The organism is Mycobacterium sp. 134 (assembly GCF_048282715.1).
Taxonomy (GTDB): Bacteria; Actinomycetota; Actinomycetes; order Mycobacteriales; family Mycobacteriaceae; genus Mycobacterium; species Mycobacterium septicum.
On record NZ_JBLVUN010000008.1, the window covers coordinates 5,525,933 to 5,549,171 of the forward strand.

21 protein-coding genes are annotated in these 23,239 nt (G+C 66.8%); 9 read left to right on the forward strand and 12 right to left on the reverse strand.

The genetic code is table 11. The features are described 5' to 3' along the window. Positions 1-100: 100 nt before the first annotated feature. Entirely contained in the window at positions 101-445 is a 345-nt protein-coding gene (locus ACNQVK_RS31290) for a YidH family protein (RefSeq protein WP_205265967.1), read from the forward strand. Further along, the gene (locus ACNQVK_RS31295; protein WP_409550074.1) at positions 442-771 is read left to right on the forward strand and encodes a DUF202 domain-containing protein; all 330 of its coding nucleotides are present in this window, start codon (positions 442-444) and stop codon (positions 769-771) included. Before ACNQVK_RS31290 ends, ACNQVK_RS31295 begins: the two co-directional genes overlap by 4 nt. Before the next feature lie 102 nt (positions 772-873). On the opposite strand, the gene gyrB is transcribed toward ACNQVK_RS31295, so the two are convergent. The 7 genes from gyrB to ACNQVK_RS31330 all read right to left on the reverse strand — a co-directional run bounded on the left by gyrB (position 874) and on the right by ACNQVK_RS31330 (position 8,098). Next, positions 874-2,790, reverse strand: coding sequence for a DNA topoisomerase (ATP-hydrolyzing) subunit B (gene gyrB, locus ACNQVK_RS31300; RefSeq protein ID WP_418032609.1), 1,917 nt, complete (start codon positions 2,788-2,790; stop codon positions 874-876). Between the two features lie 57 nt (positions 2,791-2,847). Further along, positions 2,848-4,212 (reverse strand): arylsulfatase, encoded by a 1,365-nt coding sequence (locus ACNQVK_RS31305; protein WP_409550072.1) that lies wholly within the window; start codon positions 4,210-4,212, stop codon positions 2,848-2,850. Between the two features lie 62 nt (positions 4,213-4,274). After that, positions 4,275-5,087, reverse strand: coding sequence for a GntR family transcriptional regulator (locus ACNQVK_RS31310; protein ID WP_409550071.1), 813 nt, complete (start codon positions 5,085-5,087; stop codon positions 4,275-4,277). Between the two features lie 125 nt (positions 5,088-5,212). Beyond that, on the reverse strand, positions 5,213-6,088 hold the full coding sequence (locus tag ACNQVK_RS31315; RefSeq protein WP_418032610.1) for a formylglycine-generating enzyme family protein: 876 nt from the start codon (positions 6,086-6,088) through the stop codon (positions 5,213-5,215). Positions 6,089-6,133: 45 nt separating this feature from the next. After that, positions 6,134-7,213, reverse strand: a complete 1,080-nt coding sequence (locus ACNQVK_RS31320; protein ID WP_418032611.1) for a galactokinase — start codon at positions 7,211-7,213, stop codon at positions 6,134-6,136. Between the two features lie 22 nt (positions 7,214-7,235). Beyond that, complete coding sequence (locus ACNQVK_RS31325; protein ID WP_418032612.1) at positions 7,236-7,826, reverse strand: hypothetical protein; 591 nt, start codon at positions 7,824-7,826, stop codon at positions 7,236-7,238. After that, a complete protein-coding gene (locus tag ACNQVK_RS31330) occupies positions 7,823-8,098 on the reverse strand; it encodes a hypothetical protein (protein WP_418032613.1) in 276 nt (91 codons plus the stop codon). Before ACNQVK_RS31330 ends, ACNQVK_RS31325 begins: the two co-directional genes overlap by 4 nt. 22 nt (positions 8,099-8,120) lie before the next feature. Here ACNQVK_RS31330 and ACNQVK_RS31335 point away from each other — a divergent pair, with 22 nt between their 5' ends. Then, positions 8,121-8,579: a hypothetical protein gene (locus ACNQVK_RS31335; protein ID WP_418032614.1), complete on the forward strand. Its 459-nt coding sequence runs from the start codon at positions 8,121-8,123 to the stop codon at positions 8,577-8,579. Between the two features lie 48 nt (positions 8,580-8,627). Here ACNQVK_RS31335 and ACNQVK_RS31340 read toward each other — a convergent pair whose 3' ends face one another. Then, positions 8,628-9,662 carry a patatin-like phospholipase family protein gene (locus tag ACNQVK_RS31340; protein ID WP_418032615.1) on the reverse strand — a complete coding sequence of 345 codons (1,035 nt, stop codon included), beginning with the start codon at positions 9,660-9,662 and terminating at the stop codon, positions 8,628-8,630. 129 nt (positions 9,663-9,791) lie between these two features. Here ACNQVK_RS31340 and ACNQVK_RS31345 point away from each other — a divergent pair, with 129 nt between their 5' ends. Continuing rightward, the gene (locus tag ACNQVK_RS31345) at positions 9,792-10,964 is read left to right on the forward strand and encodes an FAD-binding domain (protein WP_418032616.1); all 1,173 of its coding nucleotides are present in this window, start codon (positions 9,792-9,794) and stop codon (positions 10,962-10,964) included. Here the strand turns inward: ACNQVK_RS31345 and ACNQVK_RS31350 are convergent. Together ACNQVK_RS31350 and ACNQVK_RS31355 are read right to left on the reverse strand one after the other, a co-directional pair. Then, complete coding sequence (locus ACNQVK_RS31350; RefSeq protein ID WP_418032617.1) at positions 10,961-12,301, reverse strand: cytochrome P450; 1,341 nt, start codon at positions 12,299-12,301, stop codon at positions 10,961-10,963. The genes ACNQVK_RS31345 and ACNQVK_RS31350 overlap by 4 nt on opposite strands. 97 nt (positions 12,302-12,398) lie before the next feature. Beyond that, positions 12,399-12,611, reverse strand: a complete 213-nt coding sequence (locus ACNQVK_RS31355) for a hypothetical protein (RefSeq protein ID WP_090424483.1) — start codon at positions 12,609-12,611, stop codon at positions 12,399-12,401. 236 nt (positions 12,612-12,847) lie between these two features. Between ACNQVK_RS31355 and ACNQVK_RS31360 the strand changes: the two genes are divergently transcribed. Both ACNQVK_RS31360 and ACNQVK_RS31365 read left to right on the forward strand, forming a co-directional pair. Next, positions 12,848-13,510 (forward strand): sensor domain-containing protein, encoded by a 663-nt coding sequence (locus tag ACNQVK_RS31360; protein WP_418032618.1) that lies wholly within the window; start codon positions 12,848-12,850, stop codon positions 13,508-13,510. Between the two features lie 38 nt (positions 13,511-13,548). Beyond that, positions 13,549-14,283, forward strand: coding sequence for a hypothetical protein (locus ACNQVK_RS31365; RefSeq protein ID WP_418032619.1), 735 nt, complete (start codon positions 13,549-13,551; stop codon positions 14,281-14,283). 196 nt (positions 14,284-14,479) lie between these two features. Here the strand turns inward: ACNQVK_RS31365 and ACNQVK_RS31370 are convergent, their stop codons facing one another. Beyond that, a complete protein-coding gene (locus ACNQVK_RS31370; RefSeq protein WP_418034443.1) occupies positions 14,480-15,619 on the reverse strand; it encodes a fatty acid desaturase family protein in 1,140 nt (379 codons plus the stop codon). Between the two features lie 185 nt (positions 15,620-15,804). Between ACNQVK_RS31370 and ACNQVK_RS31375 the strand changes: the two genes are divergently transcribed. Continuing rightward, a complete protein-coding gene (locus tag ACNQVK_RS31375; protein WP_418032620.1) occupies positions 15,805-16,485 on the forward strand; it encodes a sensor domain-containing protein in 681 nt (226 codons plus the stop codon). A gap of 13 nt (positions 16,486-16,498) precedes the next feature. Here ACNQVK_RS31375 and ACNQVK_RS31380 read toward each other — a convergent pair whose 3' ends face one another. Continuing rightward, positions 16,499-18,298, reverse strand: a complete 1,800-nt coding sequence (locus tag ACNQVK_RS31380; RefSeq protein ID WP_418032621.1) for a bifunctional serine/threonine-protein kinase/transporter substrate-binding domain-containing protein — start codon at positions 18,296-18,298, stop codon at positions 16,499-16,501. A gap of 247 nt (positions 18,299-18,545) precedes the next feature. On the opposite strand from ACNQVK_RS31380, the gene ACNQVK_RS31385 reads away from it, so the two are divergent. Both ACNQVK_RS31385 and ACNQVK_RS31390 read left to right on the forward strand, forming a co-directional pair. Beyond that, the gene (locus tag ACNQVK_RS31385) at positions 18,546-20,921 is read left to right on the forward strand and encodes a flippase-like domain-containing protein (RefSeq protein WP_418032622.1); all 2,376 of its coding nucleotides are present in this window, start codon (positions 18,546-18,548) and stop codon (positions 20,919-20,921) included. Positions 20,922-21,239: 318 nt separating this feature from the next. Continuing rightward, positions 21,240-23,189 carry an SNF2-related protein gene (locus ACNQVK_RS31390; RefSeq protein WP_418032623.1) on the forward strand — a complete coding sequence of 650 codons (1,950 nt, stop codon included), beginning with the start codon at positions 21,240-21,242 and terminating at the stop codon, positions 23,187-23,189. Positions 23,190-23,239: the final 50 nt, after the last annotated feature.

The window sequence follows — 23,239 nt, forward strand, 5'->3', positions numbered from 1 at the left end:
GGTTGCGCAGCAGTTACGCCATCTGCACACAAAGAACGCCGAGGCTACGCCACCACTACCATCCTGGCAACCCGTGTTCGTTTCGGAAAAGCTTGCAGCCGTGGATATTCCGATCGAACCCGACTACCGGTTCACCCTGGCCAACGAGCGCACGTTTCTGGCCTGGCAGCGCACCTCCCTCGGACTGCTCGCGGCAGCCGTCGCGGTGGTGCAGTTCATGCCCGAACTGACAGTCCCGGGTCTTCGGCACATACTGGGCGTGGCGGTCGGTGTCATGGCGATCCTGACGGCCGTCGCGGGTCTGCGCCGCTGGGCTCAGGTGGATCGCGCGATGCGCCATGACGAGCCGCTGCCCCGGGCCGCAGTGCCCACCTATCTGACCGCCGGCCTGGCGATGATGGGCCTGGTCACGGTCGGGGTGGCGATCGTGGCGACCGTTCGATGACACGCCAAGCACTGGCTCAGGACCGCGGGCTGCAGGCCGAGCGGACCGCGCTGGCGTGGACCCGCACCGCGCTGGCCATCGCCGCATCGGGTGTGCTGGTGCTGGTGCGCGACGGACACCTCCTCGGTAGCCCGGTGCGCTCAGCCGTCGTCGTCGCGGCGGCTGCGTTGGCTGCCGGGGTCTACACGGTCGGGACGCTTCGGCGCCGTCAGCTGCTGCGCCACTCGGTCGCGGGCGGGCGCCGGTATCTGCCGGTTGTCGGGGTCGCCGTCATCGCCGAGGGTGTACTGGTCGTCGCATACCTGGCGCTACCCGCCGGGGCCTGATGGGTGGTCGCGGCACTGCGACGAGTGTGCAGGCTTTCGACGTGGTCACGCAGTTCTGGCGCGAAAACCTACACACTCGTCGCAGTGCGCTCCAAAGGGGCATCAGACGTCGAGAAAGCGGATGTCTTTGGCGTTGCGGGTGATGAAGCTACGACGGGCTTCGACGTCGTCACCCATGAGAATCGAGAACAGTTCGTCGGCGGCCGCAGCGTCGTCAAGCGTCACCTGACGCAGCACCCGCACCGACGGATCCATGGTGGTCTCCCACAGTTCCTTGGCGTCCATCTCGCCGAGACCCTTGTAACGCTGGATACCGTCGTCGACATTGATTCGTCTGCCCGCGGACTTGCCCGCCGCCAGAAGCGCATCGCGCTCGCGGTCCGAGTACGCGAACTCCGGTTGGCTGCGTTGCCATTTGAGCTTGTACAGCGGCGGCTGCGCCAGGAAGATGTGCCCATGCTCGACCAGCGGCTTCATGAACCGGAACAACAGGGTCAGCAGCAGGGTTGAGATGTGCTGGCCATCGACGTCGGCGTCGGCCATCAACACGATCTTGCGATACCGCAGCTTGCTGATGTCGAACTCGTCATGGATACCGGTGCCCAGCGCGGTGATGATGGCCTGGACTTCGGTGTTCTTCAAAACCCGGTCGATACGGGCCTTTTCGACGTTGATGATCTTTCCGCGCAGCGGCAGGATGGCCTGGAACATCGAGTCCCGGCCACTCTTGGCCGAGCCGCCGGCCGAATCACCCTCCACCACATACAGTTCGGACTTGCTCGGATCGGTCGAGCGGCAGTCGGCCAGCTTGCCCGGCAGGCCGCCGATCTCGGTCGCACTCTTGCGCCGGACCAATTCCCGCGCCCGCCGGGCCGCGACCCGCGCCTGAGCTGAGGACGCGACCTTGGTGATGATGACCTTGGCCTCTGCCGGGTTGGCCTCGAACCAGTGAGTCAGCTGCTCGTTGCAGATCTTCTGAACGAACGACCGGATGCCGGCATTGCCGAGTTTGGTCTTGGTCTGGCCCTCGAACTGCGGTTCGGCGACCTTGACCGAGATCACCGCAGCCAACCCCTCCCGGATATCGTCGCCGGTCAGATTCGGATCCTTGTCCTTGAGCAGTTTCTTGTCTTTGGCGTACTTGTTCACCACGGTGGTCAGCGCAGAGCGGAAACCCTCTTCGTGGGTGCCGCCTTCGTGGGTGTTGATGGTGTTGGCGAACGTGTGCACCGACTCGGAGTATCCGGCGTTCCACTGCATCGCGATCTCGACCTCGTGGCCGGCCCCGGCACCGTCGAACGCGATGACGCTCGGCTGGATGGGCTCCTTCACGCGGTTGATGTGGGCGACGTAGTCGATCAGCCCGCCCGGGTGGTGAAAGGTCCGGGTGTCATTGTCGCCGGTGCGCCGGTCGGTCAGCGTCAGGACCAGGCCCTTGTTGAGGAACGCCATTTCCTGCAGACGGCGCGCGATGGTCTCGGCGTTGTATTCGGTGGTCTCGAAGACCTCTGGGTCTGACCAGAATCGGACCGTGGTGCCGGTACGGGCCGAAGGGCTACCGCGGTGCAGGGTGCCGGGGACCGACCGGTCGTAGTGCTGGCTCCACGCGTAGCCGTCGCGGTCGATGACCACCTCGAGACGGGTCGAGAGCGCGTTGACGACGGACACCCCCACACCGTGCAGGCCACCCGACACCTGGTAGGACTCGCCGTCGAACTTGCCTCCCGCGTGGAGTTGGGTCATCACGACGTCGACGGTGGGAATTCCCGTCTCGTGCATGGCGACCGGAATGCCGCGGCCGTCGTCGCTCACCTCGACACCGCCGTCGGGCAGCAACGCGACGTCGACGCGGGTGGCGAACCCGGCCATTGCCTCGTCGACCCCGTTGTCCACGACCTCCCACACCATGTGGTGCAGACCGCGCTCACTGGTCGACCCGATGTACATTCCGGGGCGTTTGCGAACGACGTCGAGCCCTTCGAGGATCGTGATCGATTGCGCACCATAGGTGGTGGTCATGGCTGGGCTCCCTCTGAGAGAGAAGCCCTGCCCCGGGCGGGGGCAGGGCTTCGGGTGCTACTTGGTGCTGACAGGTTCGCGGGCGGGGACGAAATCGATTGGTGCTCCGGCCGGAATCAGCTGTTCGGTCTCGACGCTGGCGTCGAACTCCTGGATGAAGCGGTAGGCATGCTGCATCACCCACCACCGCACCCAGGTCTGGTTGACGGCCTCACGTTCCTTCGGGTCCTCCAGCAGGTTGGTGATGCGCGCGAAGCCCAGCGGGATCTCCGGGTCGTGGAAGTGCTGCTGCCGTTTGAAGTTGATCTTGAACTGGGACCATTTCACGGCGTGCAGTTCCTCGTTGAGCCAGACCATGCAGCCCTCGCGATTGGATTCCTCTGCCCCACCGAAGAATTCCCGTTGATCGATGCCGTCGATGATCCGGTCTTCGGGGACCTCGCAGCCCGCCCACCGCAGCAGGGTCGGGAACATGTCGGTGACGTGCACCATCTCGTTGCTCTCGCGCACCGCAACCTGTCCGGGATAGCGGATCAGGCACGGTGTACGGATTCCGCCTTCAGCGGAGCTGAAATAGGACCCGTCGAAGAAGCCTGCGGTGCCGCGTCCGGCCAGGTGGTCCTCGGCGCCGTTGTCCCCCGCCATGACGACGATCGTGTTGTCCTCGATACCCAGTTCCGTGAGGTAATCCAGGATGCTGCCGAAGTCATGATCGAGCATCAGCAGCGAATCACCCCACGCCCCATTGGTGCTCTTGCCCTTGAACTCCTCGCGGACCTCCATCGGGAAGTGCATCAGAGAGTGGTTGTGGTACAGGTAGAACGGCTTGTCGGCCTCGACGCTGCGTTTCATGAACGCCTTGGCCCGGCGGTCGTATTCGCCGTCCATCTCCCCCTTGAGCTTGACCGTCAGCTGCTGGTCGGTCGCGTGGACACCGTCGGCCTTGGTGCCGTCGTACATGTAGGAATAGCCGTCGCGATCGCCGTTGTACCAGGGATCGTCGGGCCACAGGCACTCGTCGTAGGTCCGGGCCGGGCCGTACCATTCGTCGAACCCGTGATCGGTTGGCCATCGGCCGTCCTCGGCACCGATGTGCCACTTGCCGAAACATGCTGTGGCGTAGCCGGCTTCGGACAGAATGTCACCCATGGTGCGTTCCCAGGCCACGATGCCGCCGCCATTTCCGCCGAGGGCGATGGTGTGGTTGCCGGATCGGATCGGGTATCGCCCCGTCATCAACGCGGAGCGGGTGGGTGTGCACTGTGGTTCGACAACGAAATGCGACAGCTTCAGCGACTCGGCCGCGAAGGCGTCCATCCGGGCGGTATCAGCGCCGCGGAGGATACCGCCGCCGTAGCAGCCGAGTTCGCCCATTCCTAGGTTGTCGACGTGGAAATACACGATGTTGGGTTTTTTGGGCATGGTTGAGCTACCTCTCTGTCGATAGGGTGAAATCCGGTGAAGGTGAAGCGGAGAAGTGCCGGCTACTTTGGCGGCTGTGACGGTTGGTCAGGCGATCGCGCGGCAATCGTCATCAACGAGCACCGATCCCCGCGATAGCGCACGGTCTCGAAGTCGAATGGGGTTCCATCTTCGAGATGGGTCAACCGGTGCAGCAGCAACAGTGGTGCACCGGAACGGATTTGCAAAAGCTCGGCGGTATTGGCATCAGCCGAGACCGACTCCACGGTCATCTCGGCCCAGCCGAGCCGCATGCCGAGTTCGCGTTCGATCAACGCGAACACATCCTGACGATCGAGGTTGGCGTCCACGGGTATCGCCCCGATCCGCAACGACGTGGTGTCCAGCGACAGCGGCACCCCACCGACCGACCGCAGCCGCTCGATGAAGAGAATCGGGGCGTTCTCGGGCAATTGGAGTTTGGCGGCGACGAAGGGCGACGCAACCGATTCGCGGACGGAAAGCACCGTGTTCTCGACGGGCAGTTGGTGACCGGCCAGCGACTCGGCAAGCCCCTCGAGACGATCGATGCGCTGGCTCAGCTTGGCGCCGGTGACGAAAGTCCCCGCGCCCTGAACCCGGGTGATCAGCCCCTCGCCGCGGAGCAGTTCGAGCGCTTCGCGGATGGCGTTGCGGCTGACCCCGAACTCGGCGGCGAGTTCGTTCTCCGGCGGCAACATCGGGCGCGCCGCCGCCAAACCGCCGTACACACCGTCGAGGATCTGGCCACGCAGAACGTCGCGGGCCCACCGGGCGGCGTCGGCCCGGGTGCCTGCGTATTCCCTGGTCGCAGGACGGGGAAAGTCCTTCGGTGGGATGTGCGGGCGGCGGGTCATGACCTCACTGTGCCACCGCGGACACCAGGTGGCGATACGGCGCGTGTTACGCCACCTGTTACTTCGTAAAGCCCTAGGCCAGCGGCTACGAGGCGGCGTTTAGGCCGGACTTTCGCCACCGCGCGCTAGGTCGCGACACAACGAAAACCGATGTGCGTGGTGGCGCTGTCCTGCGATTGCGAGGACCGGGCGGCCGGCCGGTAGCGGTGGCAGTACTCCGGTGCGCATAGGTGGGATCCACCCTTCAGCGTCTGCATCACCGTTGGGTCACCGGTAGATGCCGGACAGCATCCGGATGCCTCAGAGTTCGCTTGGTGCCGGGGCGTGAAGCGGGTGGTGGTCCACTCCCACACGTTGCCGATCATGTCGCACAGGCCAAAAGCATTCGGCGGGAACGTGCCAACCGGTGAGGTCCCGATCCACCCCAGCGCCCCGTCGTTCCGGTACGGGAACTTGCCTTGCCAGGTGTTGGCCATCAGCTGCCCGCCCGGCCGGACATCGTCGCCCCAGGCATAGACAGTCGTCACGCCCGCGCCGGCCGCATATTCCCATTGATCTTCAGTCGGCAGCCATCGTCCAGCCCAGGCTGCGTACGCCGCCGCGTCGGGGTACGCGACCTGGACCACCGGGTGATCGGGCCGGTCGACGATGGTCGAACCGCGCCCCTTCGGGTGCTTCCAACATGCTCCCTCCGCCCATGTCCACCATTGCCGCCAGTCCCGCAGGTTCACCGGTCCGTCGGTCGCCTTGAACACGAGGGCGCCCGGGACAAGCTCGTCGGCGGGCACCCCTGGGAACGCTGCCGGATCCAATTGTTGCTCGGCGACCGTGACATAACCTGTCTCGGCCACGAACTCGGCGAACTGGGCATTGGTGACAGGATGCCGCTCGATGCCAAACGGTGCGACCGTCACGTCATGCATCGGCGACTCCTCGGGATAGAAGTTCTGCGATCCCATGCGGTACGTGCCGCCGTCGAGTGCGACGAGTTCGGTGAGCATGCGGACAGACTAGGGAGGTCCCGAACCTCGCGCAGTCCAGCACTCTTACGGCCCCGCGCCACCACCTGCATGCGTTCTGGTGATGACCGGCTCCGGATATCCGGCATCGCGCACCTCCCCGGACACCGCCTCGCTGACCGCATCCAGCCGCTCACGAGGTACCAGCGCGATGACGCAGCCACCGAACCCGCCACCGGTCATCCGCGCGCCGAGCGCACCAGCCCGCACGGCAGTCGCGGCGATCAAATCGAGGTGGGGCGTGGTGATCTCGAAGTCGTCGCGCATCGAGGCATGCGATGCGGTCCACAGCTCACCGACCGCCGCGAAGTCCGAAGATGCCATCGCCGCAACGCAATCGAGCACGCGTTGGTTCTCGGTCAGCACATGACGCGCCCGACGGGCATCGACTGGATCGTTCACCATCCCGAGCGCCGACGCGTCAGAGACCTCACGCAGCGAGGCCACCCCGAGATCGGCGGCAGCCCGCTCACACGATGCCCGCCGGACGGCGTACTCACCACCCGCGTGCGCATGCCGGGCCCGTGAGTCGATCAACAGCAGGGCTACCCCCGCCGCCGCGGGATCGAAGCGCACCGGCTGCACGGTGATATCGCGGAAGTCGATCAGCATCGCCTGTCCCGGCTCGCCGAACAGCGATGCCAGCTGATCGAGCAGTCCCGTTGGCGCGCCGACATACTCGTTCTCGGCCTGCTGGGCGATCCACGCCTGCTCGACGCGATCGAGCTCGGCACCGACCGCGGCGAGCAGCGCACCGAGCACCGCGCATTCCAGCGCCGCCGACGACGAGAGCCCCGACCCGATCTCAACCTCACTGGTGATCGTCATCGTCCCGCCGGGCACCGCAATCCCGGCATTCAGGAGCGCCCACACCGCCCCGGCGACGTACGCCGCCCAGCCCGTCACGTCTCCGGGCTCGGTATCCAGGCCGATGTCCGCCGGCCCGTCGCCCAACGAACTCGACACCGACAGCACACCCGACGGGCCAGGATCAAAGCTCACAAAGGTCCGCTGCGGCAAGGCAATCGGCAGCGCGAACCCCGAGTTGTAGTCGGTGTGCTCGCCGATCAGATTAATCCGGCCCGGGGCGGAGTGTCTGACCGTCATAGCCGAACCCTAGTGCCGCAGGCTACGTGGCAGCCACCATCTGCGGCGGCCGGCGCCAACCCAGTTCGACCTGCAAGGGGAAGGCCAGGGTCTTGCGGGAGATCTCGACGCCATTGACGCTCACCGCGCCGTTTGCCGTGGCCTGACCCGACTGGATGGCGACGATGTGTCCGTCGATCACCACAGCCACCGCGGCGAACAGCTGCAACCGCAGCGCGGCTTTGGCGGCCAGGGACATCACCGGGAAGCTGTCCACCTCGATATCGAGGGTGTGCTCGCGGTCCGCGGTGATGACATGGGTGTGCAGCGGCACGATCTGCTTCACCCTCGGCTGCACATGCGACTTCTTGATCGCCGTGGTGATGGCGCCGTAGGCATGCCAGCCCTCAAGGATGAGGTCGGCCATGGTTTCACTCAGCGCCGCCCGCAACGAGGCCTCGATCTCCGCGGCCAGCGCGCGGCGCGCCACCACGCCGAGGGACTGCAGGGGCCTGGCGGATTGGGTGTTGGCCGTCGTCTGCGTGACGGCGTGCTCGATCCTGGCCTGGGTTTGACGCGACTCCGGCAGCATCCAATTGCCAACGGAGGTATCGGTGATCGGTGAGACGGTCATGAGCGGATCTCCTCGACGGTGGTGGAACGCGATGTCTCGGACGGCACCACGGAGAGAACGTGGTCGCGGTCGGTGTTGTCTGCCGGGCGGACATCGAACGGCACCGGAACCCCGGCATGCGACGCCACGGTGACGTGCGCCTTGAGGAACTTCTCACCCCGGTGCCGCCAGGCCCGCCCGGCCAGTCCGGCGGCAATCGCCAAGGCGCACAACACCAACAGCGGTATCCATGGATTGCTGGTCGGCGGCGGCGGGGTGTCGCGACCTCCCACCGAAGGAGTGACACTCGGGTACGTGGGCGAGGGCTGCGACGGCACAACAATCGCCGGGCTACTGGGGAGGCTCGACGGGCGGCTAGACGTCGCGGTCGGCGTATCGGTCTCGCAGGTAGTCGTGAACGAATTCAGTTTGAACGACGGCGTTGGGGTGGGCGGCGGGAAGTTCGGCGGAATCACGATGTACGAATTGATGGGCGGTTCCGTGGGTGGCGTGGTTTCGGTCGGCGGCGTCGTCTCGGTGGGCGGCGTCGTCTCAGTGGGCGGCGTCGTCTCAGTGGGCGGCGTCGTCTCAGTGGGGGGCGTCGTCTCAGTAGGGGGCGTCGTCGAGGTCGGGCACGGATCGGCTAACGCCTCCCCTGTTCCACCCACGAGAGCCAGGCAAACGGCCGCGACCACCGCGGCCGTGCCGAAGCGCCGCCTGCATTTCCCCGACGTCCCCATCCCGGACCACCCCAATACTTCAGCTGCTAGCTGAAGTATTGGTCCGCCGCCAACGCCTGTAATGCGTAGCGGACTACTCGAATTACCGGTGATCCACCCGATGCGCCCGGCGGAATCGGTCAAGGTAGGCCGGCCAGTCCCAGGTGGACAGGAACTCCGTCGTCGCCACGTATCCCTTCTCGTACAACGCCTCGGCCTCATTGCGGCTGATGTCGAAGTCCAGCACCCCGACGTCGGTCGAATCCACCTGGATCGCCCGCACCTTCACCCAGGGCTGACTCAGATAGGCCTGGTCATGACCGACCAGCATGGTGGTGATCAGGCTTTCCAGAAGGGACGGGCGGCCAAAGGTCAGCAGGCCCAACCCGGGGATCAACTGCTCAGCCGACGGTGCCGGTAGGTACGGCACCACCGTCACTCCGAACGTCGGCCACCGCGGCTCCTTGCCGTCGGGACGATCGAAGGAGTCGATCGGGAAATTCGACAACACCCCGCCGTCCACCAACGTGCACGGTGTCCCGTCAGCGGTTTCGAGCGTGACGGGATGGAACAGGAACGGGATCGCCATCGAGGCCCGCACGGCGTCGGCGACGAGTTGCTCATCGGGATCGAGGCCATAGACCCGCCGGTAATCCCATGGCAGCCGCACCAATTGGCCGGTCGTCACGTCGGTCACCGTGACCGTCAGCCGGTAGCGCCGCTCGGGCGGCAGGCCGTCATCCTTGATGGCCAGATCGCCAAAGGTCTTGACGCCCAAGTTTTTCAACTCGCTGCGAATCCAGTCGTAAGCGAAGTCGCCGCGATAGATGCCGGTTTCGCGAAGCAAACCCCACGCGGTGCCGAGCACCGGGATGCTCTCGATCGGCCCGCTGTCACGGAACTTGCGATAGGGCACACTCAGCGCCAAGTCCCGCAACTGATCACTGGTCAAGTCGTTGCGTTGCACCGCGGCGGCCACCACCGCGCCGACCAGGGACCCGGCCGAGGTACCCGAGATCCGCTCGATCGCGTACCCGGCGTCCTGGAGTGCGACGACGGCGCCCACCAGGCCGATGCCCTTGACCCCGCCCCCGGAAAGCACGAGGTCGGCACGGCGCGGGGAACGTTTCGCAGCCATGACCCCAGCTTGGCACGGCTCCCTGACAATCAACGGTGGTTCGAGTGAGCACCGTTTGTCTTTCCGCCGCGGGCCGTCAAAAAGTTTGACGGCCCAGCCAGTCACAGTCCCCCGTAGCATCGAGTAGTCATGCGAATCGCCATCAGTGGAGCCGGGGTTGCGGGTACCGCGTTGGCGCATTGGCTGCAGCGCAGCGGCCACACCCCGACACTGATCGAGCGGGCTCCGGCCTTTCGCACCGGCGGCTACATGATCGACTTCTGGGGCATCGGCTACCGCGTGGCCCGGCAGATGGGCATCGAACCGGCCATCCGCGACGCCGGCTACGACGTGCGCTGTGTGCGCTCGGTCGGGCCCGATGGCAAGACCAAGGCGGCTCTCGGCGTCGAGGTGTTCCGGCGCGTGATCGGCAACGACTTCACCAGCCTGCCGCGTGGCGATCTGGCGTCGGCGATCTACCGCACGGTCGAGCACAAGGTTCCGACGGTCTTCGGCGACAGCATCACCGGCATCGACCAACACCCCGACGGGGTACGGGTGACGTTCGAGAACGGCCCTGCCGACGACTTCGACCTCGTCATCGGTGCCGACGGCCTGCACTCCAACGTCCGCAGCCTGGTGTTCGGTCCCGAGGAACACTACGAGCATTATCTGGGATGCAAGGTCGCCGCGTGCGTCGTCGACGGCTACACCGGGGGCGATTCCGACGTGTACCTCACCTACAGCGTCCCGGGCCGGCAGGTCGGGCAGTTCACCTTGCGCAACAACCGAACCATGTTCCTGTTCGTGTTCCGTGACGAACACGACGACCATGGCATGACGCCAAAAGAGCAGCTACACAACCAGTTCGACGACGCCGGCTGGGAATGCCGGCAGATCCTGGCCGCGGTGGACGGCGTCGAAGACCTCTATTTCGACGTGGTCAGCCAGATCCGGATGGACCGCTGGTCAGACGGCCGGGTGCTGCTGATCGGCGACGCCGCAGGCTGTATCTCGCTGCTCGGCGGCGAGGGCACCGGCCTCGCGATCACCGAGGCGTACGCCCTGGCCAGGGAACTCGCCCACGCCGGCGGCGATCACCGCCGTGCCTTCGAAAGCTACGAATCGTTGTTACGGCCGTTCATCGCGGGCAAACAGGCCGGGGCCGAACGGATGCTGGGCTTCTTCGCCACCAGAACGCGATTCGGCTTGTGGTTCCGCAACGTGGCGCTACGGGCGATGAACCTGAGCCGCCCGGTGGCGGGCCTGTTCGCCGGTAGCGTGCGCGACGACCTCGATCTGCCCGACTACCGGATCGGCTAGCGGCGGGCGGGCTCGGCCCGCTCGGACTCGACCTCGACCGGCTCCCGGACTGCCCGCACACAGATCCGCGCCCCGCGGTGCGGGACCAACGTCACGTGCTTGACGCGCTGGCGCTCGTCGGCAGCTGTGGTGGTGAAAAGGTCCACCCGGCGCAGGATTTCACGCAGCACGACGCGCAGCTCGACCATGGCGAACGTCGCCCCCAGGCAGCGCCGGCTGCCGCCGCCGAACGGGAACCAGGTGGTGGGCCCGAGCGTCACGCCGAGCATCCGGTCCGGGTCGAACCGTTCGGCGTCGGGATAGACGTCCTCGCTCTCGTGGACCAGGCCGATGCCCGGCGCCACCATCACCCCGGCGGGCAGCCGGTGGCCGGCCAGCTCGACCGGCTGCTTGAGCACCCGGCCGACGTCGAACACCACCGGACGGATCCGCAGCGTCTCCTTGGCCACGGCGTCGAGATAGTCGTCGTCGCCGTCGCGCGCGGCCCGCACCGCCTTGTCCAGCGCCGCGGGATGACGGGTCAGCCGCTCCAGCGCCCATGACAGTGCGGTCGCGGTCGTCTCATGCCCGGCGGCGAGCAGCGTCATGAGCTGATCGCGCAGCTCACGGTCGGTCATGGTATGCCCGCCCGCATTGGCCGAACGCACGAGCATGGCCAGCACATCGGTGCGGGTCGCGATCTCCGGGTCGGCCCGCCGATCAGCGATCTCGGCGTACAGCAGCCGGTCGGCCTCCTCGATGTTGCGCTGCAGGGCCCGCCAGGGACGCCGGCGCTGCAGGTCCGGGCTGGCCAGCGCCAGCGTCTCCCACGGGCCGACGCTGAGCAGCCGCGGCATCACCGCCCGCAGGGCGGCCAGCCGGGCCGGATCGGACGCGCCGATCACGGTCCGCAGGATCACCTCGAGGGTTATCTCGGCCATCTTCGGTGCGGCGGGGAAGGTGGTGCCCACCGGCCAGTCCGCGATGTTGGCGGCGGAGATCTCGGTCATGATCTCGGTCTGGCGGGCCACCGCGTCGCGGTGGAACGCCGGCAGCATCTGGCGGCGGCGTTCGTGGTGTTCGTCCTCGTCGATCACCAGCACCGAGCTGTCCCCGAGCAGGGAACTCAGCACCGAGTTCGCTTCCCCGGCATGGAAGATCGTCGGATCCCCGGCGAACACCACCTTGATGTCAGCGGGATCTGCCAGGTACACCATCGTGCCCATCGCCGGGACGCGCACCGTGAACACGTCGCCGTAGCGGCGTCGGCAGGCCGATACGAATCGCGGCCAGTACCGCAGCATCAAAACGCCCTGCACCGACGGGGGCAACGGTGGCCCCGGAGGTAACCCCACCATTCCTCCACCCTACGAGCCGGAGAGCGCCGGTGGACCGGAAGCCATAACAGCCAGTGGCCCGGACGCTGGCTGCGTCCGGGCCCTGCCTCCCCCAGGCTTACTTGGCGTGGTTGCGCTGGTGGTGGTGATGGGTCGCGGACCCGGGCTGTGGCATGTTGTGCTGGTTCGGGAAGGCCTGGTGCGAGCTGACCGACGGGCCGGTGTTGGCGACGGAAGCGTCGGCGTGAGCGGTGGCGGCACCCAGGGCGATCAACGCGGGGGCGGCGGCGAGGGTGAAACCGGCGGCGATGCGGCGGGTGATGGTGCTCATGTCGACTCCTTTGTCGGATAAGGCTTTTCGGTTTTTCTCCGGTGTGTTCCGGCGTTGAAATAAGAATGCGCCGATCCGGCCCGCGGCTGTATCGACCGACCGGCCCATCCACCGGACGAACCTCGTGTCCCCCGATCGGGGGAACGGACCAGATGTCACCCGCTGGTCACCGAATTGCCGTCTGACGCGACCCGCGCACGCGGTTAGGATCAGCAAACAGATCCAAGGGGGTCCTGATGGGCATCGATCTCAAGGTGGCCGGCTCGGCGCTGTGCGCGGTCCTGCTCGCCGCCTGTACCCCCACCGTCCCCGATTCGGGCGGCCCACAGGTCGATGTTCTGGGCAGCATGATGGCCAGCGAGTCCGAGATCAACACCGTGATGCACGCCCAGGTCCGGCCGAAGACCGCGCTGCGCAGCCCGATGACCAACGCCAACTATGAGCCCATCTCCCGCCCGGAGTGCATCGTCGTCATCGGCAACGGGATGGAGTGGGTCTACCGCGACAGCGGCTACCGGGCGTTCCGTGAAACCCAGCTCGCCGACGACGCCGACGACGTCGAGGTCGACCAGGCGATCTCCAGATTCGACAACCCCAGAGCAGCTCAGGCCATGGTCGACCGCACCGTCGACATCTGGCGCCGCTGCGGCGACGACACCCTGACCTTCAGCTACAACGGCGGCGAGACGCGGGATGCCCGCCGGATGGGCGTCCCGACCGCGCTCGACGGTGTCGACATCACCAACGACGTACCGCTGGATGCCGCCGACCGCCTCACCCACCGCGCGATCCTGGCCGTCGACAACTTCGTGGTCGACCTGCGGATCAGCGGCTACGACGTCACCGACCGACAGACGGTCCAGCTGGCAAAGATCATCGCCGGACGCAACGCACTCTGACCGCCTACGCTGGTCAGAGGAGTGTGAGGACGACGAGGATGGCCGGCCACGCTGTGAAACGAAGGATCCCGGGGCCGAGGACCCTGCGTTCCCGGTGGATCGTGCGCAGCGCCGCCGTCATCACCGATACGTTGTTCGCCGACGTCTCCGAGTGGCAACGCACAGTCGACGACAGCTATCCCTACCAGGTGCTGTCGATCCGGGTCAGCGACGGCACCTACCGGGATCGCAATTTCGCGGCCAACTACGCCTGGATGCGCGGCGCGCTGGATTCCGGACGGCTGGTCTTCGGCATCGTCTACACCTACTGCCGGCCCAACTGGGCCGCCAATGCCGACACCGTGCGCTCGATGATCGAGGCCAACGGTGGCCTGCACCCCCGTGTCGCGCTCATGCTCGACGTCGAACAGGGCGGCAACCCGCGCGGCGACGGGTCGGACTGGATCAACCGGCTGTACTGGAACCTGGCCTCTTACACCGGCAGCCGGGACCGAATCATCGGCTACGGCAACGTCGGCGACCTGAACAACATGTGGCGCACCAAACCCAGCGGCATCAGGCTCATCATCGCGGCCTACGGCAGCAATCCCGACTATCCCGGCAAGGTCGCCCACCAGTACACCGACGGACGCGGGTTCAGCCCCGGATTGCCGCAGGGTGCACCACCTTTCGGCAACTGCGACATGAACTCCGCCGACGGTCTCAACCCCGTGCAATTCGCCTCGGCCTGCGGCATTTCCGCCCCATCGCCGAATGGCGCCGAGCGGGTCTGACCGGCGCCGCCTGGAACAGGAGAAACATGCTGCACCGCAAGGGATTACCACCGGCTGCCTGGCACCGTTGACACCGCTCCCATAACGGCGTGTACTGGGGGTACAGGGCGCGCCACCCGCTGATCGACAGCTTCTCCCTGTTCGACCACCAACGGCACAGGGACGTTAGAAGCAATGTTCCCTTCCGGGATCCCGGTCAGATGGGTGGCGCTGCTCGGAACAGTGATCGCCACCCCGCATTGGGTATGGCGAGTTTGAAGATCGTCCGCAGAGTCTGCAGATACTGCCGGGCCAGCGGCCCGCTGGTGTAGGGCAGGTTGTATTTCTCGCACACATGGCGCACCTGCACGCTCACCTCTGCCAGACGGTTGCTGGGCAGGTCCGGGAACAGGTGGTGCTCGATCTGGTAGCACAGGTTTCCACTTGAAAAGGCCAGCACCGGACCGGCTTTGAAGTTCGCCGCACCCAGCATTTGCCGCAGGTACCACTCGCCGTGGCTCTCCTCCTGCAGCGTCTCCGGATCGAACCGCTCCGCGCCGTCGGGGAAGTGCCCGCAGAAGATGACCAGGTAGGCCCACAGGTTGCGCAGCACGTTCGCGCCCAGATTCGCGACAAGGGTCCGCTTCCAGCGCCGCCCGCTCAGGGCCGGCAGGACGATGAAGTCCTTGGCGAGCTGGCGGCCGATCTTGGCGCGCAGCAGCTGCCGTGCGGCGTTCTTACCGTCTTCGGTGTCCGCCCGGTCCCGGGCGGAGTAGAAGTCGTGTAGGGCGATTCCCCACTCAAAGATCGTGGCCAGCAAAATATTTCGCAACGGCTGCACGAGGTGCTGAGGTTCCCATTGCTGGTCGCGGCTCATCCGCAGGATGCCGAAGCCGAGGTCGTCGTCCACGCCCAGCACGTTGCTGAACACGTGATGGTGGTAATTGTGCGAGTAGCGCCATTGCGCCGACGGGCCCACCATGTCCCACTCCCAGGTGGCGGAGTGGATCTCGGGATCGTTCATCCAGTCCCACTGGCCATGGCCGACGTTGTGCCCGATTTCCATGTTCTCAACGGATTTCGCGTAGGCCAGCGCAGCCGTGCCGGCCAGCAGGCCGGGCTTCGACCGGGTGCCGGCGATCAGCAGCCGTGCGGCCACCTCCAGCGCCCGCTGGAACACGATGGTGCGCCGGATGTACGCGGCGTCCCTCGCACCCAGCGACTCCTCGATGTCGCGGCGGATGGTGTCGAACTCGGCGCCGATCGCCTCGATGTCCGCGAGGCTCAACTTCGAGTATGCGGCGATGTCTCTGATTGTCGTTGTCAGTGTTCCCGGTCCGTCTGTGTGCGGCGGCATGGTCCGGGCCACCTGGGTGAGAATGCCTTCAGAGTAGGTGCAGATGCGTATCCCTGCCACAACACCAGGTTGAGGCCTGGGGACAAAGTGACCACTGTGATTACCGTGGCGCGGAGCAACGTTCGCGCGCTGCGCCAGACCCCGCTGACCGATTACGATCAGCAAACAGGATCAAGGGGGGTCTCATGGACGTGAAGCGGGCGGTTGTACCGGCCATCGCGGCCATTGCATTGGCAGGTTCGGCTCTCAGTGGGTGCGGCACCAAGCAAACCGAGGACGACGCCGGTCCACAGGTCGATGTCCTCGGCAGCATGTTGGCCAGCGAATCAGAACTCAACACCATCCTGGACACGACGGACCTGCATCCCAAGACCGCGCTGCGCCAGCCCGCCAGGCTCGACGCCGACGAGCACGCCTCACGCCCGGTGTGCCTGGCCGTGATCGGCAATGCCATGGACGAGGTGTACAGCGACAGCGGATTCCGGCAATTCCGCGAGTCGCTGTTCGCCGACGAGACCAACAACCTCGAGGTCGACCAGGCTGTCACGGCATTCGACACCCCCACCGCCGCACGGACACTGGTCGCCCGCACGGTCGACACATGGCGGCAGTGCGCCGGGGACAACCTGACGATCAGCTACGGCGGCAATCGCCGGCCCAGCGTCTTCGCGCTCGGCAACCCGAGCGTCGTCGACGACATCGACGTCACCAACGAGCAGTCACCGGTCAGCCCCCAGCAGGGCAGCCGCCGTGCGATCCTGGCCGTGGACAACATCGTCGTCGACGTGCGGATCACCGGCACCGACCTGACCGACGCCCAAGTGGTGCAGCTGGCCAAAGCGATCGCCGGCCGCAACGCGGTGTGAGACGCGAAAACCCTTACTGGAACGCCCCGTTGATCACCGATTGGGTGATCATGCCCTTCTCCACGCCCCACATGGTGGCGATGGTGCGGTACTCGCCGGTGTCCATCACGTGCTCCAGTGCCAACCGCAGCGACTCGCCCAAACCCGACCCCTTGGCCACCGGCCAACCGTAGGGCGCGGAGTCGAACACCTCACCGGCCGGTTCCAGCGCGCCGCCGCTGAGTTTGATCGCGAACCCCGTGACGGGTGAGTCGGCGGTCATGGCATCGACCTCACCGGCGATCAGCGCGGCCGTCACCTCGTCCTGATGAGTGCGGACCACTTTCTCGATGGGCGGCAGCCCGGCCGCCACACAGGCGTCGGATTTGGCCGGGATCTCCTGGGTCTCCTGAATCGTGCTGTACGCCACGCCGATTCGCAGCCCGCACGGCGATCCTGGGTCAGCCTGCGTACCGGCCCGCCGGGCCCACAGTGTGCCCGCCTGGAAGTAGGTGACGAAGTCGGCCTGCTGCTCGCGCTCGGCGGTGTCGGTGATCGAGGACATCCCGACGTTGAAGTTGCCGTCGGCTACCGACGGCAGGATCCCCTCGAACCCGGTCTCACGGAAGTCGGGCACCAACCCCATGGTGCGGGTCACGGCCTTCATCAGATCGATGTCGAACCCGACGATCTCACCGCTGGAATTCTTGAACTCGTTGGGCGCGTAGGGCACATTGACCCCGATCACCAAACGTCCGGAATCACGGATCTCGGATGGCACCGTCCGCGCGATCGCGTCCACGGCGCCCGTCGGCGCCTGCACCGGGCCGGACCCGGCTGAACTGGCCGCATTGCCAACGCGGTCCGCCCCGTCGTCGCGCAGCTGCCACACTCCCACCGCACCCAGCGCGGCCACCACCGCCGTCGCGCCCGCGATCGCGGCCACCTTCTTGGACACCCGCACCCGGGTCGGAACCCGTTGCGCCGAATGCCGACCCGACCGCCCGGTGCTGCGCACCGGCACCGCCAGGGCTGCCCGCGCCGCCGCGGCCAGGGCACCCGCACTCTGATACCGCTTGGACGGCTTCTTGGCCATACCCTTGGCGATCACCTCGTCGAAGGCCGCCAGGCGCGGATCCTTGTCGGATGCCCGCGGCGCCGGGGACACCATGTGCCCGGCGATCTGCTGCTCCAGGCTGTCAGCCGGATACGGCCGCTCCCCCGTCAGGCATTCGTAGAGCACGCACGCCAATGCGTAGATGTCCGAACGCGGATCGACCTTGCCCGCGTCGAACCGCTCCGGCGCCATGTAGGCCAGCGTGCCCAGGGTGCTGCCCGCGGTGGTCATGCCCGAGTCGCCCGCAGTGCGGGCCAGGCCGAAATCGATCAGATACACGAAGTCGTTGTCGGCGATCAGGATGTTCGACGGCTTGACGTCGCGGTGGATCAGCCCGGCCGCATGCGCCCCGTCGAGCGCCTCGGCCACCTGCTCGACCATGCCGACCACGAACGTCGGGTCCAACGGCTTACCGGTCCTGGTGAGCATGGCGCCGAGGTTGCGACCCTCGATCAGCCGCATGTCCAGATAGAGCCGGCCGTCGATCTCGCCGTAGCCATGAATCGGCACCACATGCGGATTGCTCACCCCCGCCGCGGCATGCGACTCCCGGCGGAACCGCTCCTGGAAGGTCGCGTCCTGCGCCAGGTGCGGCGGCAGAACCTTGAGCGCAACGATGCGATCGGTGTCGGAATCGTAGGCCTGGTAAACCTCGCCCATCCCGCCCCGACCGATCAGCTTTTGCAGCTGATAGTGCCCGAATGGGGTCGAATCCACCGTTCAACTCCTCCGGAGCGGCCAATTCGGCGTTGGCATGTCGATCGAAGTTACATCACGTTTGCCGCATTCGTCGGTCCAGATCACATCGGGCTGGCAAAAATTGTCGCCCGCGGTGACAAATGAGACCGATGTGAATTCGTAACGGTCCAGATCCGCACCAAATGCCGATATCGGCATCCGATCCCGCTACCTTGGTCGCGGGCTTTGATAGCGGGTCTCGATAACGGGGCGGGAAAGGGGGAACATGCGCGTTGACGGACGGGACATCACCGTCACCGGCAGTCTCCTGCAACCGCCGACCCGTCGCACCAACGACATCCTGCGGCTGATTCTGGCCGCGATCTTCCTGGCCACCGTCATCACCAGCTCGCTGATCACCCGCTACGAGTGGGTGGCCCTGGAGAAATCGATCTCCGAGATCGTCGGCGTGCTCACCCCGACCCAGTCCAATCTGGTCTACCTGGCCTACGGCATCGCGATCCTGGCGCTGCCGTTCGTGATCCTCGTCAGCCTGATCCTGGGGCGGCAGTGGAAACTGCTGGGCGCCTATGCCGCCGCGGCCCTGATCACCATGCTGTCGCTGTCGATCACCGCCAACGGCATCGCCGCGCCCAGATGGCATTTCGATCTCTCCGACCGGCTCAGCTCCCAGTTGTCACAGTTCCTCGACGACCCGCGCTGGATCGGCATGCTCGCCGCGGTGCTCACCGTCTCCGGGCCCTGGCTGTCTCGTCGGCTGCGCCGCTGGTGGTGGACGCTGCTGCTGGCGTTCGTCCCGATCCACCTGGTGGTCAGCGCCGTCGTGCCCGCCCGCTCCCTGCTGGGCCTGACCGCCGGCTGGTTCGTCGGCGCCCTGGTGGTGTGGCTCGTCGGCACCCCCGCCCTGGAAGTCCCGCTCGACGGGGCGGTGCGCGCGCTGGCCCGGCGCGGGTTCGTCGTCTCGGCGTTCAACGTGGTGCGCCCGGCCGGCGCCGGCCCGCTCACGCTGACCGCGCAGTCACCGGATCCCGACTCCAGCGCCGTCGTCGAGCTGTACGGCCCCAACCAACAGAGCGGCGGCGCCGTACGTCAGGTGTGGCGCAAAATGCGGCTGCGCTCCAATGAGACCGCGCCCCTGCAGACCTCGATGCGCCGCGCCGTCGAGCACCGGGCCTTGATGGCCATCGCGATCGGCGACCTCGGCCTGGCCAGCACGTCGACCATGTCGGTGGCGGCCCTGGACCGCGGCTGGACGCTGTACGCGCACAACCGCAAACGCGGCATCCCCCTGGACCAGAGCACCGAAGAGACCACCGTCGGCCGTGTCTGGAACGCGCTGCGCATGCTGCACGACCACCAGATCTCCCACGGCGACCTGCGCAGCAAGGAGATCACCGTCGACGACGGCTCCGTGCTGTTCGGTGGATTCGGCAACGCCGAGTACGGCGCCACCGACGCTCAATTGCAGTCCGACATCGCCCAACTGCTCGTCACCACCACAGCGTTGTACGACCCGAAGGCGGCGGTCACCGCGGCGATCGATGCGTTCGGCCGCGACACCGTGCTCAGCGCGTCGCGCCGCCTCACCAAGGCCGCGGTGCCCTCCCGGGTGCGCGACGCCGTCCCCGACGCCAAGACCGTGATGACCGCCGCGCGCGACGAGGTCAAACGCCAGACCGGGGCCGACCAGATCCAGGCCGAGACCATCACCCGGTTCACCCGCACCCAGGTGATCCAGCTGGTGCTGCTGGTGGCCCTGGTCTACGTGGCCTACCCGTTCATCAGCACGGTGCCGACGTTCTTCTCCGAACTGCGCACCGTGGACTGGTCGTGGGCCCTGCTCGGGCTGACCGTCTCGGCGCTGACCTATGTCGGTGCGGCAGCCGCGCTGTGGGCATGCGCCGACGGGCTGGTGAGTTTCCGCAACCTCTCGATCATGCAGGTGGCCAACACCTTTGCCGCCACCACCACGCCCGCGGGCGTCGGCGGCCTTGCCCTGAGCACCCGGTTCCTCCAGAAGGGCGGGCTGAGCACCGCGCGCGCCACCGCCGCGGTGGCACTGCAGCAGTCGGTGCAGGTGATCGTGCACGTGATCCTGCTCATCTTCTTCAGCACCATGGCCGGGGCCTCGGCCGACCTGTCGCACTTCGTCCCGAGCTCGACCGTCCTCTACCTGATCGCCGGCCTGGCGCTCGGGCTCATCGGGGCGTTCCTGGCGGTGCCCAAACTGCGGCGCTGGCTGTCGTCCTCGTTGCGCCCGAAGCTCAAGGAGGTGACCGACGACCTGGTCAAACTGGCCCGCGAACCGCAACGGCTGGCACTGATCGTGCTGGGCGCCGCGGGCACGACCCTCGGTGCGGCCCTGGCACTGTGGGCCAGCGTCGAGGCGTTCGGCGGAACCACCTCATTCATCACCGTCACGGTCGTGACCATGGTCGGCGGCACCCTGGCCTCGGCGGCGCCCACGCCCGGTGGTGTGGGCGCGGTCGAGGCAGCCCTGATCGGTGGTCTCGCGGCCTTCGGCGTGCCCGCCGGGATCGCAGTGCCCGCGGTACTGCTCTACCGGGTGCTGACCTGCTGGTTGCCGGTGTTCATCGGCTGGCCGGTGATGCGCTGGCTCACCAAGAACGACATGATCTGAGGTCTGTGCCGAACATGTCGGGTCGCGGCCCTGTGGCGAGTGTGCAGCTTGTCGAGGAAACATCCGTGGATCTGGCCCAGAAAGCTACACATTCGCCGCAGCGACGGCAGGCGACGTAGGTCCTGAGCGGACCGCGATGAACTTGATCGGCCTGCGGTAGCCGAAGCAGTCGTGGTGTGGCCACCCCAGGCTGGCCCTGGCCAGCTCTGTGACCTGGACATTCGCCGTGGCGAACCCGAGTGGACGCGAGATTCTGCCGAAGCACTCCGGATAATCCGTGCACCCGGCAACGACGGCGAGGTGCCATGATGATGTGTCATGGACAGCGCCGATCCCACCGAGCTGATCCGCCGTGCCGATGCCTCACTCGCAGGTGTCGGCAAACTTCGCGCCGAGATCGCCGACCGCATCCGCGCGAGCACCGACGAGGTGGTGACCCAGACGCTGCAATCGGCGCCGCTGCAGCACCTGCGCCCCTATCTGGCGCGCGGCGCCCGCCTCGGCGGGCTGGCCAATTCCGAGTACCGCACCGTGGGAGCCATCCACACCGTGCCGGCCCGGGTGTTGACCCAGGTGCCCGGTGTCGACATCGAGACCGCGCAGTCGGTGCAGGCGGCAGCCCAGGCCATGGCCGACCACATCCGCACCACCACTCGCCCCCGGCTGCGGGCCGAGCAGGACACCGAGTTGCTGACCTCACTGCTGACGCTGGTTCAGGCCGACGCACCGGTCAAGCAGCTGCGCCGGCTGATGCCACGACTGCGCAGCCACACCGCATCGGATCAGTTGCTCGAGTCGGTGGCCGGGCTGCTCGACCGCATCGACGACGCCCACCACAGCGACGGCAACGTGTGGGCGAGCTACCGCTCCGACCCCCGCCCCATCGACCAGCTGTTGAGCGAATTCGCCTCCGGGACAACCGATGTGGATGCCGCCCAGGGATTCGTCGGGGCGGAGGTGGCCGCACAGGTCGAGCAGACGGTGCTGGACCGCTCATTGCTGCGCACCGAATTGCGGGGCTACCAGGAATTCGGCGCGCGCTACGCGGTGGCCCGCGAGCGGGTCCTGCTGTGCGACGACCTGGGGCTGGGCAAAACCCTGCAGGCACTGACTGTGGCCGCACACCTGGCCGCCGCCGAACAGCTGCGCCACACCCTGGTGGTCTGCCAGCCCAACACCGGAATCCATTGGGCCGCGGAAACAGCCAAGCACACCGCGCTGCGGGCAATCGAGATCCGCGGCACTGAACGCGATGCGCGCCTTGAGAATTGGAAGAATTCCGGCGGCGTGGCCATCGTCTCCTACGACACCCTGCAGCGCATCAAACTGCCCGAACGCCCCACGCTGGTCGTCGTCGACGAGGCGCACCTGCTGCGCGACCCGAAATCCGACCGGGCCCGCGCCGTGCGCAACGTGCTGACCTCCGACAACCGCGTGCTGTTCCTGTCCGGGGTACCGATGCACCAGCGGATCGGCGGCTTTCGCCATCTGGCCGACTTCCTGCAGCCCGACGTCGCAGGCAAGGTGGCGCCCAACGCAGGCGAACGAGGATCGATCGCCTTCCGCCGCGCGGTCGACCGGGTGCACCTGCGCCGCGACTACCGCGACGTCGTCGACGAACTGCCGGCGCGGATCGCCACCGAGGAATGGGTCCGGCTCAGCCGCACCGACCGTGAGCGGTATCGCCAAGCCGTCTCCAGCGGCAACTTCAGCGCGATCCGGCAGGGCGCCTGGCCGTCCGGCGCACCGACGCCGGGCGCCAAGCTGGACCGGCTCATCGAACTCACCAACGAGGCCCACATCAACGGGGCCCGGGTGGTGGTGTTCTCCCACTATCCCGCTGTTCTCGATGTCATCCGGAAAGCCTTGCCGGGCAATATCTTCGGAACCGTAGACGCATCGGTACCCGATCAGCAGGCCGTCGTCGACGCGTTCGCGACCGACCGCGGCCCGGCCACCCTGCTGTCTCATTTCGGCGCAGGCGCGCTGGACCTGCGCCGGCTCAACGCGCCGGTGGTGTTCATCATCGCCGAACCCCAGTGGCAGCCGCGCACCGAGCGTCAGGTCATCGGGCGCACCCAGCGACTCAGCGAACTGCACACCGTGCGGGTGCATCGGCTACTGGCCAGGGGCACCGTCGACGAGCCGATCCGCCGCCTGGCGCATCATCCCGACCAGGCACCACCGCATCAGGACGAGGTGGTGCGGGCTGAGCAGATACGTCTGGACCGGGCCGGGCTGACCGCCAAGTTCAGTGGAACCGGTTGATGATCGGGATGCGCTCGATGATCCGGTCCCGCAGCCGCGGCTGCGGATAG